The sequence below is a fragment of the Ruminiclostridium hungatei genome (assembly GCF_002051585.1).
Classification (GTDB): Bacteria; Bacillota; Clostridia; order Acetivibrionales; family DSM-1351; genus Ruminiclostridium; species Ruminiclostridium hungatei.
Window position 1 is genome coordinate 67,436 of record NZ_MZGX01000017.1, and the last position, 18,018, is coordinate 85,453.

11 protein-coding genes are annotated in these 18,018 nt (G+C 44.0%); 1 reads left to right on the forward strand and 10 read right to left on the reverse strand.

What is annotated here, in order from left to right:
• Positions 1 to 133: 133 nt before the first annotated feature.
• On the forward strand, positions 134 to 466 hold the full coding sequence (locus tag CLHUN_RS13145; protein ID WP_080065091.1) for a hypothetical protein: 333 nt from the start codon (positions 134 to 136) through the stop codon (positions 464 to 466).
• 221 nt (positions 467 to 687) lie between these two features.
• On the opposite strand, the gene CLHUN_RS13150 is transcribed toward CLHUN_RS13145, so the two are convergent.
• The 10 genes from CLHUN_RS13150 to holA form a co-directional block, all read right to left on the reverse strand.
• A complete protein-coding gene (locus tag CLHUN_RS13150) occupies positions 688 to 5,004 on the reverse strand; it encodes a 2-hydroxyacyl-CoA dehydratase (protein WP_080065092.1) in 4,317 nt (1,438 codons plus the stop codon).
• A gap of 464 nt (positions 5,005 to 5,468) precedes the next feature.
• Positions 5,469 to 7,262: an aspartate--tRNA ligase gene (gene aspS, locus CLHUN_RS13155; protein ID WP_080065093.1), complete on the reverse strand. Its 1,794-nt coding sequence runs from the start codon at positions 7,260 to 7,262 to the stop codon at positions 5,469 to 5,471.
• A 113-nt stretch (positions 7,263 to 7,375) separates the two neighbouring features.
• The gene (gene hisS, locus CLHUN_RS13160; protein ID WP_080065094.1) at positions 7,376 to 8,698 is read right to left on the reverse strand and encodes a histidine--tRNA ligase; all 1,323 of its coding nucleotides are present in this window, start codon (positions 8,696 to 8,698) and stop codon (positions 7,376 to 7,378) included.
• Between the two features lie 519 nt (positions 8,699 to 9,217).
• A complete protein-coding gene (hemZ, locus tag CLHUN_RS13165; protein ID WP_080065133.1) occupies positions 9,218 to 10,741 on the reverse strand; it encodes a coproporphyrinogen dehydrogenase HemZ in 1,524 nt (507 codons plus the stop codon).
• A 53-nt stretch (positions 10,742 to 10,794) separates the two neighbouring features.
• The gene (locus CLHUN_RS13170) at positions 10,795 to 11,421 is read right to left on the reverse strand and encodes an MBL fold metallo-hydrolase (protein ID WP_080065095.1); all 627 of its coding nucleotides are present in this window, start codon (positions 11,419 to 11,421) and stop codon (positions 10,795 to 10,797) included.
• 62 nt (positions 11,422 to 11,483) lie between these two features.
• The gene (gene dtd / locus CLHUN_RS13175) at positions 11,484 to 11,933 is read right to left on the reverse strand and encodes a D-aminoacyl-tRNA deacylase (RefSeq protein WP_080065096.1); all 450 of its coding nucleotides are present in this window, start codon (positions 11,931 to 11,933) and stop codon (positions 11,484 to 11,486) included.
• 72 nt (positions 11,934 to 12,005) lie between these two features.
• Complete coding sequence (locus CLHUN_RS13180) at positions 12,006 to 14,195, reverse strand: RelA/SpoT family protein (protein WP_080065097.1); 2,190 nt, start codon at positions 14,193 to 14,195, stop codon at positions 12,006 to 12,008.
• 327 nt (positions 14,196 to 14,522) lie between these two features.
• A complete protein-coding gene (locus CLHUN_RS13185; RefSeq protein WP_080065098.1) occupies positions 14,523 to 15,038 on the reverse strand; it encodes an adenine phosphoribosyltransferase in 516 nt (171 codons plus the stop codon).
• A 133-nt stretch (positions 15,039 to 15,171) separates the two neighbouring features.
• On the reverse strand, positions 15,172 to 16,890 hold the full coding sequence (recJ, locus tag CLHUN_RS13190; RefSeq protein ID WP_165755750.1) for a single-stranded-DNA-specific exonuclease RecJ: 1,719 nt from the start codon (positions 16,888 to 16,890) through the stop codon (positions 15,172 to 15,174).
• Between the two features lie 85 nt (positions 16,891 to 16,975).
• On the reverse strand, positions 16,976 to 18,001 hold the full coding sequence (gene holA / locus CLHUN_RS13195) for a DNA polymerase III subunit delta (protein ID WP_080065100.1): 1,026 nt from the start codon (positions 17,999 to 18,001) through the stop codon (positions 16,976 to 16,978).
• Positions 18,002 to 18,018: the final 17 nt, after the last annotated feature.

Genomic DNA, 18,018 nt, shown 5'->3' on the forward strand with positions numbered 1-18,018 from the left:
CCGCCACATTTGTTTTGAATTTTAAAAATATGATATCATATATATTGTAAATTTGGTATTTATTTTTATATATTATATTTAATTGCTGTTTATGATATAAAATACTATTGCACAAATAAAAGGAGGTTTTAATATGTTCAAGGAAGGGGAAAAGGTTTATTTCATTGATACAAGGGACGGCATTATACAGGCTGCAAAATTTATGGAAAATACCGAAGAGGGCATGTGGATAACAATTAGCGGTCATACCGTAAACACCTTTGTTTACAAGGATACCTGCGCTATCACGGTATGCAGGGATTCAGAACAGGCCCGGGACAATCTGGAGGCTATAAAAAACAACCTCAGAGCCCGGCTGTTAAAAGACAATTTTTACATCAGAGATATAGCCCTGCGTCTTGAAAAAACCGAAGGAAAGCTTTATGCAGGCATAGTCGGGGAGATATTGAATAACTGCAATAAATAAAACTTAGTATATATCCGTAATTTTTTTACGGTAAATTGAATCGAATCCTTGATTTCAGTGAAAAATATCGTGAAAACGGTTTCTTCGCTCCCAAATAAAAGCAACTGCTGAAATTCTTGGTATAATAAACCATAAAATTTCAAGCAGTTGCTACAGGTACAAGCATTATTTAAAGTTCGTACGGCAGTGGGCAGCATCCAAGCATATTTAACCTTACTTGTCTATGAACTTATCTTTTCTCCCTGCAAGACAACCTTCTGTCCGTCCGGAGCTTTGTCCTCGCCGGCATCTGCGGTATCCGCATTTACAGGAGGATTTTCAAGATTTTTAAAGGCCACAGACATCATAAGCTTTATCCTGTTAAGCTGGTTAACCTCACTTGCCCCGGGGTCGTAATCAACAGCAACAATATTTGATTGAGGATATCTCCTCCTCAGCTCCTTTATCATTCCCTTCCCTGTCACATGATTTGGCAGACATGCAAACGGCTGCATGCAAACAATATTTCCTGCTCCGCTCTTTATCAGCTCAATCATCTCAGCAGTAAGGAACCAGCCTTCACCTGTCTGGTTTCCTATGGACAGGATTTCAGAAGCACTGTCCGCCAGCTCGTAAATGGAATGAGGGGCATCAAATCTTTTGCTCCTGCGAAGATATTTTTTCATATGCCTTCTGTAATATTCAATACCCAGAATGGCCAGATTATTTATCACCAACTTCTTAAAGGAGCCGGACAAATTTTTGTACTTGAAATTTGCATCATAGGCACAATACAGGAAGAAATCAATAAGGTCAGGCATTACAGCCTCTGCACCTTCTTTTTCCACCACATCAACTACATTGTTATTGGCATCCGGATGGAACTTGACCAGTATTTCGCCAACCAGGCCAACCTTGGGCTTGACTATATCCTGCAATTCAAGGGCATCAAATTCCCTGATTATTCCCTTTATATTCCGCTTGAAGCTTCCTCTTTTACCCTCGTAAATGGAATCCACGCAAATTTGGGACCACTTTTTATGCAGCTCATTTGCCGAGCCCGGCACAGCTTCATAAGGCCTTACCCTGTAGAGCACACGCATGAGCAGATCCCCGTAAACAAGTCCCTTGAAGGCATTGTCCAACAGGTCAAGGGTTATCTTGAAGCCCGGCTGGTTATCCAGTCCCAGAGCATTCAGGGATATAACCGGAACCTGGCTCATACCGGCCTCCTGGAGAGCTTTTCTCAAAAAGCCGATATAGTTGGTAGCACGGCAGCCCCCGCCTGTCTGCGTGATCAAAACAGACGTGTTGTCCAGGTCATACCGGCCTGACTTAAGCGCATGTACTATCTGTCCCACCACTATAATAGACGGGTAGCAGGCATCATTATTGACATATCTTAAGCCGTCCTCAACCGCTGCACTGTCAACCTCCGGAAGCACCTCAACCTTATAGCCGCTCTTTCTGAAGGCAGCTTCAACAAAATCAAAGTGTATGGGGGACATCTGAGGAGCCAGAATTGTATGCTTCTCCCGCATTTCCCCGGTAAAAACCGCCTTCTTGTGAGACTCATGCTGCTTGTGAGGCTTCAGCTCTTTCTTATCCCTGTCTTCTATGGCTGCAACCAGCGACCTTATTCTGATTCTGGCCGCACCCAGGTTGTTGCCCTCGTCAATTTTGAGAACAGTATATATGTTTTCGTTGGTATTCAAAATTTCCTGAACCTGATCTGTAGTTACTGCATCCAGGCCGCATCCAAAGGAATTCAACTGTATCATCTCAAGCTCAGGGTATTCATTCACCACTGTAGCCGCTGAATATAACCTGGAATGATACTTCCACTGGTCAACTACTCTCAAAGGGCGCTCAACTTTTCCCAGATGGGCTATTGAGTCCTCAGTCAGCACAGCAAAGCCATGGGAGGTTATTATTTGAGGAATGCCATGGTTTATTTCAGGGTCAATATGATAAGGCCTTCCCGCAAGCACAATTCCCCTTTTGTTATTGTCCCTCAGATACTTGAGAGTCTCCTCCCCTTTACGTCTGATATCGTCTTTAACCTTTTCGTCCTCAGCATATGCCATTTCAACGGCATTTTCTATTTCAGCCCTGGATATGCCGAATTCTGCACCCAGAACCTCAAAAAGCCTTACCTTCATTCTTTCCTTGTTGTCATAAGGAAGGAAGGGATTCATAAACTTTATGCCTTTTGTCTTCAAAATATCCATATTATTCTTTATGACTTCGGGATATGAAGTAACTATTGGACAATTATAATGATTATCCGCTCCTTCATCCTCAATAATCTCATATGGAAGACATGGATAGAAAATAAAGTTCACGTTTTTATTTACCAGACTGGTAATATGCCCGTGTACGAGCTTGGCAGGATAACACACCGATTCGGAAGGCATGGTTTCAATACCCAGCTCATATATTTTCTTTGAAGAACGAGGAGACAGTTCCACCCTGAATTTCAATTTGTCAAAAAAAGTAAACCAGAAGGGATAATTCTCATACATGTTAAGAACCCGGGGTATACCCACTGTTCCTCTTGTATATTCAATTCCAGCCGCCTGCTTGTAGCCAACTATCCGCTTATACTTATAGTCGTAAAGGTCAGGCACATCCTTGGTTGAGCTTTCAAGCCCCGCTCCCCGCTCACACCTGTTGCCTGATACAAACCTGCTGCCGTCGCTGAATTGATTTATAGTCAGCAGACAATTGTTATTACACAGTTTGCACCTCTGCAACTCTGTATTGAACTCAAACTCACCTATCTTTTCTTTGGACAGGAGTGTGCTCTGAGCACCGTTATAGCGTTCCTTCGCTATCAAAGCCGCACCGAAAGCTCCCATAAGCCCGGCAATGTTCGGCCTTACAGCCTCTCTTTCGGAAATGAGCTCGAAGCTTCTTAAAACTGCATCATTGAGGAAGGTTCCTCCCTGCACTATTATCTTTTCTCCCATTTCCTTGGGATCACGTATTTTAATAACCTTTAACAGGGCATTTTTAATAACGGAGTAGGATAACCCGGCGGAAATATCCCCTACCTGGGCACCCTCCTTCTGTGCCTGCTTAACCCTTGAATTCATAAATACTGTACATCTTGAACCCAGGTCAACCGGCTTTTCAGCCAGCAGTGCCTGGACTGCAAAATCCTCAACTGTAAAGTTCAGCGATTTTGCAAAAGTCTCTATAAAGGAACCGCACCCGGAGGAGCAGGCCTCGTTCAGCATAATGCTGTCAATAATTCCATCCTTGACCTTAAGGCATTTCATATCCTGTCCGCCTATGTCCAGTATGAAGTCAACACCGGGCAGGAAGAAGTCGGCGGCCTTGTAATGGGCTATTGTTTCTATTTCCCCGATATCCACCTTCAGGGCAGCCTTAATCAAGCCTTCACCGTATCCTGTAACAGTTGAATTTACTATTCTGGCTTCGGAAGGTATTTTTTTATATATGTCATTTAAAATTCTTATGGATGAATTTAAGGGACTTCCCTCATTGCTTCCGTAATGTGAGTAAAGAAGCTCTCCGTCAGAATCAATCAAAACCGCCTTAGTAGTTGTGGAGCCTGCATCAATCCCAAGGAAACAATCACCCTTATACTGGGACAGCGGCCGTATAACCGCAGAATGCCGGGCATGTCTTTCCCTGAACTCATCAAGTTCCTGCTGATTGACAAAAAGCGGCTTAAGCCTTTCAACCTCATGAACCACAATTGTATTCAGCTCTGGAAGTTTCTCCCTCAGTTCCTTAAAGGACACCGTTTTACACGAATTTGATGAAAGCGCGGCACCTATTGCCACAAAAAGCTGCGAATTCTCAGGGAAAATTACCTCCTCGGGCTTCAGGTCAAGAGTTATCTCAAATCTCTTTCTCAATTCCGAAAGAAAATACAGTGGACCGCCCAGAAAGGCTATATTACCCTTAATAGGCTTTCCGCAAGCCAGACCGCTGATTGTCTGATTGACCACCGACTGGAATACTGAAGCCGCAATATCCTCCCTTGCAGCCCCCTCATTCAAAAGCGGCTGGATATCGGTTTTGGCAAATACTCCGCATCTGGCGGCTATGGGGTAAATCATCCTGCTGTTTTTTGCATATTCATTCAAGCCCGTTGCATCAGTTTGCAGCAAGGAGGCCATCTGGTCAATAAACGAGCCCGTACCTCCCGCACAGGTTCCGTTCATCCTCTGCTCCAGACCGCCTCTGAAATATGTTATTTTAGCATCTTCTCCGCCAAGTTCGATTGCTACATCAGTATCGGGGATAAGAGTTTGTACAGACTCCGAGCCTGCAATTACTTCCTGAATAAAGTCAAGACCCAGCCACTGAGAGACCAGTAATCCACCCGAACCGGTTATCATTATGGTGCATTCTTCCTGATAAAACTTATCACAGGTTTCATCCATTAATTCAAAGATGGTTTTTCTTATGTCCGAATAATGTCTTTGATATTTTGAAAAAACAAGATTGTTATTATTATCAAGAACAGCCATTTTTACAGTGGTAGATCCAACATCCAATCCCACGCGATAATTTTTTTTCATATATTGACTAATCTCCAAACTTAATTTTATAACTATGTAAAATCTATAGAATACCTTTTTATTCACATAGTTCCTACATTAAAATTTGTCCAACAGTTCCACGATTAAAAGACTGCTACGTCTATTATACCAAAATCGGCAAACTCCGACCAATGGCAATGTTTTCAATGTAATCGACCAGGAAATTGCATCAAAGGCTAGTTACCCTCTATTGACAAAGTATAACACGCCTTACACCGGCTATTTTGCCACTTTTCTTTGTTGTCGTCCTTGCCTTGCATCAGCAAGGCTGCGTCCATCCGCCTCGAAAACTGCCAAAATATCTCGGTGTGAGGTCGGAGATTTTTGAGCGAGAGAATTTGGCTTGCGGCAAGGCGAAGACGCGAAGGAAGGCTTTGTGCCTTACAAACGGCTTCAACGTAGCCGAAGGGTAAATTCGCCGCTCAAAAACGTATTATACATTGTTAATAGAGGGTATTTTCCTTTATAACATCTATATGCAATTCCTCCAGTTGTTTTCCATCAACAATGTCAGGCGCGTTATCCATTGGGCTTGAAGCATTCTGCACTTTGGGAAATGCTATGACATCTCTTATGCTGGAAGTCTTGGCCATCAGCATTATCATCCTGTCCAGTCCAAAGGCCATTCCGCCGTGAGGAGGTGTGCCGTATTTAAACGCATCCAGCAGGAAACCAAACTTTCTGTTGGCGTCTTCCTGGGTAAAGCCCAGCATTTCCAACATCTTTGCCTGTAATTCCTGCATGTGGATTCTTATGCTCCCTCCGCCCAGTTCAACACCGTTCAATACGATGTCGTAGGCCTTTGCACGCACCTTGCCCGGCTCTGTGTCCAAAAGTGCAACATCCTCATCCATGGGGCAGGTAAAGGGATGATGCTTCGCGGCATAACGTCCTTCCTCTTCATCATATTCAAACAGGGGAAATTCTGTAACCCATAAAAAGTTATAGTCCTCCGGATTTAAAATATCCAGTTTTCTTGCAACCTCCAGCCTTAGCTGTCCGAGAGCATCATAAACAACCTCGTTTTTATCGGCTACAAAGCAGATAAGGTCTCCAGGTTCAGCCTGAACCGCCCCGAGCAGGGCTTTCATCTCATCTTCAGTCATAAACTTGGCAAAGGAAGACTTAATTTCGTTATTACCGTCGATTGATATCCAGGCCATGCCTTTTGCCTTGTAAGTCCTGACTACTTCAACCAGAGCATCTATTTCCTTTCTGCTGAATTTAGCGCAGCCCTTTGCATTGATCGCCCTGACACTTCCTCCATTGGCCACAGCATCGGTAAATACCTTGAAGCCGCAGTCAGCAACCAGTTCTGATACATTCACCAGCTCCATTCCAAAACGGATATCCGGCTTGTCTGAACCAAACCTTTCCATAGCTTCAGCATACGGCATCCTGAGAAACGGAGTCTTTAGCTCTATTCCCAGGGCCTCCTTGAATACTCTCTTTACAAAGCCTTCATTTACAGTCAGCACATCATCAACATTAACAAAGGACATCTCAATATCTATCTGTGTAAATTCAGGCTGCCTGTCCGCACGCAGGTCCTCATCCCTGAAGCACTTTGCTATCTGAAAATACCTGTCGAAGCCCGATACCATCAAAAGCTGCTTGTAAAGCTGCGGAGACTGAGGCAGTGCAAAAAACTTGCCGGGATGTACGCGGCTTGGCACAAGATAATCCCTGGCGCCCTCGGGTGTACTTTTGATTAAGATCGGTGTTTCAACTTCCAGGAAGCCGTTATCATCATAATAGTCACGGGCAACCTTTGCAACTCTGTGCCTGAGAATGAGGTTTCTCTGCATATCAGGCCTTCTCAGGTCCAGATACCTGTATTTCAGTCTGGTTATTTCGTTGACCTCGGAATTTTCTTCAATATAAATAGGGGGTGTTTCCGAGCTGCTGAGTATTCTGAGCTCCCTGGCATTTATTTCAATCTCTCCCGTAGCCATCTTTGCATTTACTGCTTCCGGCGCCCTCGCTGCAACAGTTCCAACCACTGCAAGCACATATTCGCTTCTGATGGTTTTTGCCTTATTAAACATTTCACCGTCCTTATCGGTGAACACAAGCTGCAAAATACCTGTTCTGTCTCTCAGGTCTACAAAAACCAGGCTGCCCAGATTTCTCTGTTTTTGAACCCAGCCCATGACAGTAACTGTTTCACCTATATTTGCCGAAGTCAATTCAGCACATTTGTGACTTCTTGTAAGTCCGTATATGGATTCTCCCATATGCTCTCCCGTCCGCATGCATATAATCCCAAGGTGCACGCTATCAAATAGTATTTAGGTATCTGTGCTGCCATAGTGCCGGAAGTCCGGCTATAGCAGGTATTTTTACATCCTCATCTGGCTTTAAGCTCCTGGATTATACGGTCAATATCCAGTTCCTGCTGTTCTCCGGTTGCCATAGCCTTGAGCTTATATTTCCCGGAATTCACTTCATCTTCGCCCACAACAACCGCATACGGAATTCCAAGCTTGTCTGCATACGCAAATTTCTTGCCTATCTTGCCCTCATTGAAATAAATCTCTGCTGCAATTCCGCAAGCCCTTATTTTTGTTGCCAGTTCCAGGGACTGCGCCATAGTTTCCTTCATGGGTATGACAAGAATCTGAGAGGGTGTGGCCTTCTTGCTTTCTCCAAGGACTCCCGCCTCCCTCAACTGGTAGAACAGCCGGGACAGTCCAATGGATATGCCTACTCCAGGCAGTTTCTTGGTGGTGTAATTCTGAGCCAGGTTATCGTACCTTCCCCCTGAGCACACACTTCCGATTGAAGGATACTGGTTCAGTATTGTCTCGTATATGGTGCCGGTATAGTAGTCCAGACCTCTTGCAATCGTCAGGTCCACGGTATAATTGCCGGACGGAACCTTAAAGGCATCAATATAATTAATTACCAGTTCCAACTCATCTATACCCTCTGTAAACATCTCATTATTCACCGAAAGCCCACGCAGCTTTTTAATCACATCGCTGCAGCTCCCCTTAATGCCCACAAAATCCAGAACCCTGCCAGCCGCCCCCTCGGACAGACCCAAGGCTTTCAGTTCATCGGCCACAGCAGCCCTGCCAATCTTTTCGATTTTATCTATTGTCCGCAGAACCTCTGCCTTGTCCGCTACCTCAAGACTTTCAAAAAAACCGTTGAGAATCTTCCTGTTGTTCAGCCTTATGGTAAAATCACTAAAACCCAACGCTTTAAAGGTAGAATATATTACACTCAAAATTTCGGCATCATTTATGACACTGAGGCTTTCAAAGCCGATAATATCTATATCGCACTGATAAAATTCTCTGAATCTGCCCTTTTGAGGTTTCTCTCCCCTGAACACCTTTCCAATATGATACCTTTTAAAGGGAAAGGTCAGTTCGCCAAAATGCTGTGAAACATACCTTGCCAGAGGCACAGTCAGGTCAAATCTCAAAGACAGGTCATTTTCGCCCTTGTTGAACCTGTATACCTGCTTTGCCGTTTCACCGCCGCTTTTGGCCAGAAGAACCTCTGATTTTTCAATCATCGGAGTATCCAGTGGAATAAATCCGTATGTTTCATATGTCTTTTTAATAGTTTCCAACATTTCATTGAATACCATCTGCTCCTGAGGCAATAACTCCAAAAACCCAGGCAAAATCGAAGGTGTTACTACTTGTTGTTTCGCCATTTGTACAACTCCCATCATTAAAAATATATATAATTTCAATTATTTACATGAATATGCAAATTAATAATAATATTATGTAAAGAAAAATCCGGTTACATCAAGAATAAATCCTATACACTAAAAAAGTCCCCTTATCCCAATAAGGGACGAGAGGATACTTCCCGTGATGCCACCCTAATGGTTCCCGCATTAATAAATGCTTAACAAAAGAACCTACTTGAAGTCTTTAACGCAGAAAACGGATGAGCTTTTAACCCATCAGCCCTGGAAACATATCCACATAGGGTGTCTTTCGTCACCTTTTCTATAAGCCGCTCACAGTCGATGCCAAAAAAGTTTTAAGCTTAATTGGCTTTCGGCAGCTTTTCCCTGAATAGAAGCATTGATTACTCTTCCCTTTTAAGGCCTGACAATATTAACAAGTCAACTGCCGCCGGCTGAAAGCCAACCTGAAACCTGACTTGATTTTGGTAACAGTCTACTATATATTTTAAAATTCACTTTTGATATTGTCAACATTTATAACTGGTTGGCAATCAGAAATTTTTTTCTCTCCAGCATTTCGTCAATACGCCCAAGGTATTCTTCGACACTTTTGACATTAAAAGACCTTTCAATCCTGTTTTCAGGAAAAACTATTTTTGTAACCGCACCTGCACCGCAGGCAAATACCGACTGCCTTTCCTCCATAATCTGAATGTTGTACAGGCACTCCTTTCCTTTTTGGCTGTAGCCGACATTTTCAAGATTCCCCAGTATATTTTTCTGCCTGTACAGATAATACGGCCTTAAGCCCAGCTCTGCCGCGTATGCTCCGGCTATCTCCACCATTTCCGCCACCTGGCCGTACTCCTTGCGGAGACTGAAATTGTCGCTTTCCAGGTTGAGTCTGGACGCCCTCTTCACAGCCATTGTATGAACAGTGATGCTCTCCGGCTTCAGCTTTGAAAGCTGTTCCATTGAACGCTTGAACATGGAGGCATCTTCCCCCGGAAGCCCGCATATAACGTCCATGTTTATGTTGTCAAATCCAAGACTCCGGGCGGTATAAAAGGCCTCTTCCACTTGACGGGGAGTGTGCCCTCTGCCTATTCTTTCCAGGGTTGTTGCATTCATACTCTGCGGATTTATACTGATTCTTGTTACTCTGCTGTCCCTTATGACCTTTAATTTGCCGGCATCAATTGTATCAGGCCGTCCTGCCTCCAGTGTGTATTCTCTCATTGTGCTTAAATCCAGCAGACTTTCAATCCCCTTAAGCAGCCTGTCCAGTTGTATGGAATTGACCGAAGTGGGAGTTCCGCCTCCAATATATATACTTTCTATTTTCAGGCCACAGCTCCTTATTATATCCCCGGTATGCCGGATTTCCTTTAAAAGGGCCTCCAGATAAACGTCCACCAGCTTTTTATACTGCCCCAGGGTACTTGAACTGAAGGAACAATACAGGCACCGTGTCGGGCAAAAGGGTATTCCCACATACAAGGCTGCACTTTCAGGTGCTGAATCCTTAAACAGTTCACGCTGGTTCCCGGCAACTTCATATAAAAGCTGGGCTTTGCTCCGTGTCACATAATAGTCTTCTACCAGCTTATTGACAATGTCCTGCTCCTTTTCGCCGGCATCCATAAGCTCATTGACAAGCTTTGCAGGCCTGATGCCTGTCATTATGCCCCATGGAATACTCTTTCCGGTAAAGCTTTCAAGCAGCAGGTACAGCTTTCTTTTGAATACTTTTCTAAAAGGTCTGATATCCGTCTTATGCTCCTTTAAAGCCCCCGGAGCCCCTTTCCTTTCAGCCTGAAAAAGAGCGGCCAATTCCTCCGGAACAGGAATACTTATCTGCTCCTTAAATCCGTCAGCGTTCAAGCTGATACACAAATCCGCCGCTGCTTCCGTTTCAAACCCACAGAATAGAAATGCCCCGGAACCGTAATTCCAAGGGCCATCTGCCTTTTGCAGCTCATCTTTTAAAAAGAACAGCTTTAGAACATCCTCAAATTCATAATCCAAATAATAAAAATCATTTTTGTAATATAGCATGGTAACTCCAAATATCTCTTTTATAAAATGCTGCCGGAGGAAGTGCCTGACTTCTACCATTCCACCGCATGCCTTATGGGATTTGTACGTTTTTCCTGCTCTATGGAAGTTGAACTGCCATGGCCGGGATAAACCGTTGTGTCTTCCGGCAAATTGAAAAGAATGTCCGTTATTGAACGGTATATTTCCTCAAAATCCCCGTTTGGAAGCTCCACAGTTCCATAGCCGTTGCAAAACAACGTATCTCCTGAAAACAGGCTGCTGCCCGCCAGAATACAGATAGAACCTGGACTGTGGCCAGGCGTATGGATGACCTTTAGCTCCAGGCTGCCCACCTTAAGCACACTGCCGTCCCTGAGCAATTCACAGCGGGAGTTTATAGTCTGGTGCGAAAAGGTAAAGGCAGATACGTTTAATTTCGCATCGGTGAGTGCCGGCTCGTCATCCACATGTATATATGCTTTTGCATTGGTTTTTTCAAGTATATGGTCAAGCTCCACTATATGATCAATATGTCCGTGGGTCATAATAATCTTTTCAATGCTTACCTTCATTTCGGCAGCCGCCGCCAGTATTTTTTCACTTTTGACTCCCAGGTCTATCACTGCCGCCTTGTCACCTTCACATATCAGATAGGATATGGAATCAAATATTCCGCCTGTAATTGTCTTTATAATCATAGCATGTCCTTCTTCATATTTAAAATTTACTTATACTTAGTTTACCGTCAGTCAAGACCGGACTAAAACTCCCTTTTACTGTCCAGTAAAAGTGTCACAGGGCCGTCATTGCATATATCCACCAGCATATGAGCCTGAAAAATGCCCGTTTCAACCTTTACTCCACAGCCCCTGCATTTTTCAACGAAGGCCTCGTACAAGGCCTTGGCCTCTTCAGGTCTTGCAGCCTTGTCATACCCGGGTCTTCTGCCCTTCCTGCAATCTCCGTAGAGCGTAAATTGGGATACCACCAGCAGCTCTCCCCCTACATCAATAAGGGATAGGTTCATCTTACCGTTACTGTCTTCAAATATTCTCAGATTGACAATTTTTTCAGCCAGATAATCCACATCGGAGGCCGAGTCCTCCCGGCCAACACCAAGCAGGACCATAAAACCCTTGTTTATCTCCCCTGCCACACTGCCTTCAACAGTCACCTTTGATTTTGTCACCCTTTGGACAACCGCTCTCATTTGAACTCCTGCCTGTTTTGCTTTACTGTTTGTTTCGCTTTAGTGCTTTTTTTGCTTACTGCTCGTTTTGCTTTACTGCTTGTTTCTTGTTACATCAAACACACTGTCAATCTTTTTAAGCTTCTTGATGATTTTTTCCAACTGCTCGGTATTTGTTATCTCAAGAGTAAGATTTATTAATGTTATCTGTTCCCGTGTAGTTCTGGCATTAACTGCTTTTATTGGAATCTTCAGTTCTGCTATGCTGTTGGTAACATCCAGCAGCAAAGATGTCCTGTCATTTGCCATAATGGTTATATCCGCCTTGTAAGCCGCATCATTGGTGGAATACCATTTAACATCTATAAGCCGCCCTTCTTCTTCCAGACCGGCTGAAACATTTATGCAGTCGCTTCTGTGAACCGAAACCCCACGTCCCCGGGTTATATAACCTATAATTTCATCACCGGGCACCGGATTGCAGCAGCGGGACAGTCTCACAAGACAGTTGTCAATTCCCTTAACAACAATACCGCTTTCAGGTATGTTCTTTTTCTTTTTGTCATTTCTGGTCTGGGCAATGGACTCCAGTATCTGTTCTATTTCTTCCGGCTTAAGGGTTTTTTTGAATTCCTCCTTAAGCTTGGTAATAACCTTATTTGTTGTTATGGCTCCATAACCTATACCTGCATATAAATCCTCCAGAGTAGAGAAATTGTACTTTCTTAGCACCAGTTCAATCCACTCTGCCTTGAATAGCTGATTAAAGGCAAACCCCTGTTTTTTGAGCTCCCGCTCGACCATTTCCTTGCCTCTTAATATGTTCTCTTCTCTTTTTTCCTTTTTAAACCATTGATTTATCTTGTTTTTAGCCTGACTGCTTTTAACAATTTTCAGCCAATCCCTGCTTGGACCGTGAATTGTTGAAGAAGTCAGGATGTCTATAATATCACCGTTTTTTAATTTATAGTCTATGGGAACCATTTTTCCATTGGCCTTGGCCCCGATCATTTTATTTCCGATAGCGCTGTGAATGCTGTATGCAAAGTCAACAGGCGTAGATTCAAAGGGCAGGCTTACCACATCTCCCTTTGGAGTGAATATAAACACTTCATCAGTAAACAAATCAACCTTCAGGGTTTCCATGAATTCACTTTCATCACGGGCATCCTTTTGCCACTCCAAAAGCTGTCTGAGCCAGGCGAATTTATTGTCTGATTCCTTTGGATTGCCGCCCCCTTCTTTATACTTCCAGTGGGCCGCTATACCAACCTCTGCAACCCTGTGCATATCCCAGGTTCTGATCTGCACCTCGAAAGGCTGACCTTCCGGCCCGATCAGGGTGGTATGGAGCGACTGGTACATATTTGGCTTGGGTATGGCTATATAGTCTTTAAACCTGCCGGGCATGGGCTTATACAGCTCGTGTACAAGTCCGAGGACGGCATAGCAGTCCTTTACGGAATTTACAATCACTCTGAACGCAAATAAATCATATATCTGGTCCAGTGTTTTGTTCTGCTTTACCATCTTTCTGTATATACTGTAGAAGTGCTTGGGCCTGCCGTCAATCTGAGCATTTTCAATGCCCAAATCATTAGTTTTTTCTCTGAGGGTCTGAAGGATGCCTTCAATATATGCTTCCCTCTGCTTTCTCTTGAAAGCAATTTTTTCAACCAGATCATAGTACCCTTTGGGATCAAGATACCTGAGACATATATCCTCAAGCTCCCATTTTATCTTGGAAATACCCAGCCGATGAGCAAGAGGGGCGTATATCTCAAGGGTTTCCCTGGCCTTCTCTATTTGCTTGCCCTCGTTCATATATTTCAGCGTTCTCATGTTATGAAGCCTGTCGGCCAGTTTTATCATAATGACGCGGATATCCTTTGCCATGGCAACAAACATTTTGCGGAGGTTCTCCATCTGCTGCTCTTCTTTTGAAGTAAACGGCAGCTTGCCCAGCTTTGTCAGTTTTGTAACCCCATCTACAAGGTCTGCAACTTCGGCTCCGAACTGAGCCTTTATTTCGTCATATGTACAGGTGGTGTCTTCAATGGTGTCGTGAAGAAGGGCAGCAACAAGCGCAGTGCAGTCCAGTTCCATTTCTGCAAGTATTACAGCTACTTCTACAGGATGGATAATATAGGGCTCCCCTGAATTCCTCTGCTGGCCCTCATGGGCGGTTTTAGAAACATCATATGCCTTTTCAAGCAGTTCAATGTTACTGTTGGGGTCATATTTTTTTACTTTTTCAACAAGCACTGAAAAGCTATCTATCAAAGCATCCTCCACCAGTCATCTGTGACTTTTGTATATCATGGTATAATACCCTCTATTGACAATGTGTAACACGCCTCACACCGGCTATTTTGCCACTTTTCTTTGTTGTCGTCCTTGCCTTGCATCAGCAAGGCTGCGTCCATCCGCCTCGAAAACTGCCAAAATATTTTGGTGTGAGATCGGAGATTTTTGAGCGAGAGAATCGGGCTTGCGGCAAGGCGAAGACGCGAAGGAAGGCTTTGTGCCTTACAAACGGCTTCAACGTAGCCGAAAGGTAAATTCGCCGCTCAAAAACGTACTATACATTGTTAATAGAGGGTAATATGATTAAAATGTTACAATTGAATTTACTTTATAGCCCTCTAGTTTCTTTCTGCCCTCCAGAAAACCCAGCTCAATAAAATATATTATTCCGGCGACTTCTCCCCCAAGCTGTTCAACCAGCTTTATATTTGCCTCTGTAGTTCCGCCGGTTGCCAGCAGATCATCAACAATGAGTACCCTTTGTCCCGGCTTTACAGCATCTTCGTGCATTTCCAGAACATCTTGACCATATTCCAGGTCATACTCCACTCTAATGGTTTTGTACGGAAGCTTGCCCTTCTTTCTCACAGGAACAAAGCCTTTTCCCATCTGACACGCAAGCGGTGCTCCAAATATAAATCCTCTGGATTCAGACCCCACTATCACATCAAAATCTCCAAGCTGCTCTGCATAATCCTTGAAGGAATCCATACATGCCTTAAAGGCTTCCGCATCCTGGAGAACTGTTGTAATATCGATAAAGTCGATTCCCTCCTTGGGAAAATCCATAACATGCCTGAGCTTTGCTTTTAAGTCCATATCAATATACCTCTCTTCGTGGTACTGAATTTATGTATAGATAATATTATAATTAAATACTTCCGCACTTACAAATACTTTTTTTCAGCGGGAAAACCAAGTCCTGCTCCGGAAGCAGCAAAACCACGGCCAACTACCTGTAATGCTGCATTACAAGCTGCACGCTCCTGTTCCCATTATACTCATTTATATCTATGTTGAATATAATATCCAGCTTTATACCTTCCGCTATTCCCTTGTAAAGTTTTTCTAATTCCACGGCTCCGTATTTTCCGGCTATGTATTCATCAAAATCAGCGGCGCTTCCAAAGTAGATGCAATCAATATGCCTCCCCGGCGCCGCCTCAAGCCTGAGCTTAAGTACATTCCTGCCCGAACCCAGCAAAGCCGCCCTGGAAACGGTTATCTCCTTTTCCGCAAAAAGCGGTTTGGCATTGCCCTTGCCATATGGCTCCAGCAGCGCAAGCTCTTCCGCCAGTTTGATGGTTATGTGAGAAAGCAAAATTCTTGCATCTATGTACACCTTCGGAATAAGGTCCTCCTCTGTCAAAGCCGCTGATTCATTCAGCCTTTTTCTCAGCAGGTCCAGATTTTCACGTTCCAGACTGAGCCCTGCCGCCATGGGGTGTCCTCCGAAGCGGGTAAGCAGCTCCTTGCATTCCAGAAGGCCCTCAAACATGTTATACTCCTCTATGGACCTCCCCGAGCCTTTTACACCGGTTTCGGCATCGGTTATTATAAATGCGGGCACATTATACTTTTCCCTGATTTTACCGGCAATAATTCCCGCTATGCTCTCATGGACGTCAGGCCTGTAAACCACAAGGATTTTGTCCTCTTTGAGGCTGCTGTTTTCAATAGCGGCTACTGTTTCTTCAACTCCTGCCAGAGTCATATTCTTTCTTTCTGTATTAAGCTGGTGAAGCTCAAAAGCCAGCTTTTCAGCCGCCTCAGCCTCCCGGGTCAAAAGCAGCTTCAAACCCTTTTCCGCCCAGTCCAGCCTTCCTGAGGCGTTGATGCACGGGCCGATAATAAACCCCAGGTGGTAGACACCTATTTCCTTTCCCCAAATGCCGGTCTGCTTCATAAGGGCCTTAAGTCCGGCATTTCCGGTGTTCCCTATCATTGAAAGACCCTTTTTCACAAAAATTCTGTTTTCCCCTGTCAGGTCAACCACATCACATACAGTGGCTATTGCAACAAATTCATAGAAATCCTGGTACTCAGCCTCAGGAATATCCAGCTCCTCATACAGCACCTGTATAAACTTGAAGGCAACCCCTGCGCCGCAAAGCAGCTTAAAAGGATAGCTGCAGTCCGGCCTTTTTATATCTATGACCGCATCTGCCTGGGGCAGTATATGTATTCTTTCATGATTTTCATTTTCTATAAAAGGAACCTCGTGGTGATCTGTAACCACCACGGTAATCCCGGCATCCCTGGCATATTTCACCTGATCCCCGGCAGAAATCCCGTTATCGCAGGTTATTATGGTGTCCACCAGGTCTTCCCTGGCTTTATCGATAATTGTGTTATTTATTCCGTAGCCGTCCAATATTCTGTGGGGTATGGCGTAATCCACCTTTGCTCCGCATCGTTCAAGAGCGGTGTAAAGAATAAAGGTGCTGACAACACCATCCACGTCATAGTCGCCGATTATCCTTATTTTCTTGCCCAGCCTTATTTTATCAATAATAATAGCCGCACCTTTTTCCAAATCCCTCATTGACCTTGGATCAAACAAAGCCCCCATATCCGGATTCAAAAAGCTCCTTGCGGAGTCAGGCCCGGTTATACCTCTGTTCACCATTATTCTGCAAAGCAGCGGACTGACGCCCAATTCCCGTGACATTTTTTCAAAGTCATTTTTAGGATTCCTCAAAATCCACTTTTCCAATTTACAACCCCCAAAGTTGAATTTTTAATATCTTCAGATGTTATTTCCGCCCCATTGCTGCTATCAACAGCTCTATGGCAATCCTGTCGGATATTTTACCTGTTTTTATGGACTCGTCAAGCTCCAGGCTGTAATACATGGCATTTTCCAAAAGGCCCACCTCCAGATTCCGGCTGACGCTCACAACCTTTGAAGCTACAAAAGGAGTAAGTCCCAGTTGCTTTGCAGCAGCATCCTCCCTGACTCCCTGCATTTTCAGAAGCTTCAGCCTGTAGACCATTCTTATCTGACGTATGACCATGAACATGACCTTCTGCATGGGTTCTTTCAGAGCTGCCATATCGTTGAGCAGTGAAAGTGCCTTGGAATTGTTTCCCTCGGAAATGGCATCCGTCAAATCAAAAATCCTGCTTTTAATGGTTTTGACACATACTGTCTGCACATCCTTAATATCTATTTCATTTTTTCCGCCTGTATAATTGACCACTTTATCAATCTCGTTCAACAGCTCCGTCATGGCGTATTCACTGTTTTCAACCATATACGACGCCGCCATCTGGTCAATGGCTTTATTGTAACTTTTGAAAACCTTAATAACCCATTTTACCAGGTCAGCCGGCTTCTGATAATCCATTTCCACAAGCAGACCATTTTTTTTAACAGCGTTGACAAGCTTCATCCTCTTGTCAATTTCACTTTCTACGAATATAAGGCAGGTATACTGTGGTATTTCTTCAAGATACTCCGCCAACCTGTCCTTGCCGGTTCCGCCTGCTGCACTTTCCGCACCGGAACCCTTTTTGCCTTTGAAAAGTCCTGTATTCCTGGCTATTACAAGCTTCATGTCACTGAACATGGGCAAGGTTTCACAGTTTGCAATAATTGACTGGGCTTCGGTTTTCCCTTCAAGCCACACATAGTTGAATTCCTTGTTGTCCTCGGAAACTATAAGTTTTGAAATGGCATTTATATAATACTTGATCAAATATTCCTCAGCCCCCGTGAACAAATATATATTCTGAAGTTTTTCTTCCTTAAGCTGTTTTTTTAGAATATCCAGACTCATAGTACATCTCCTTTTAT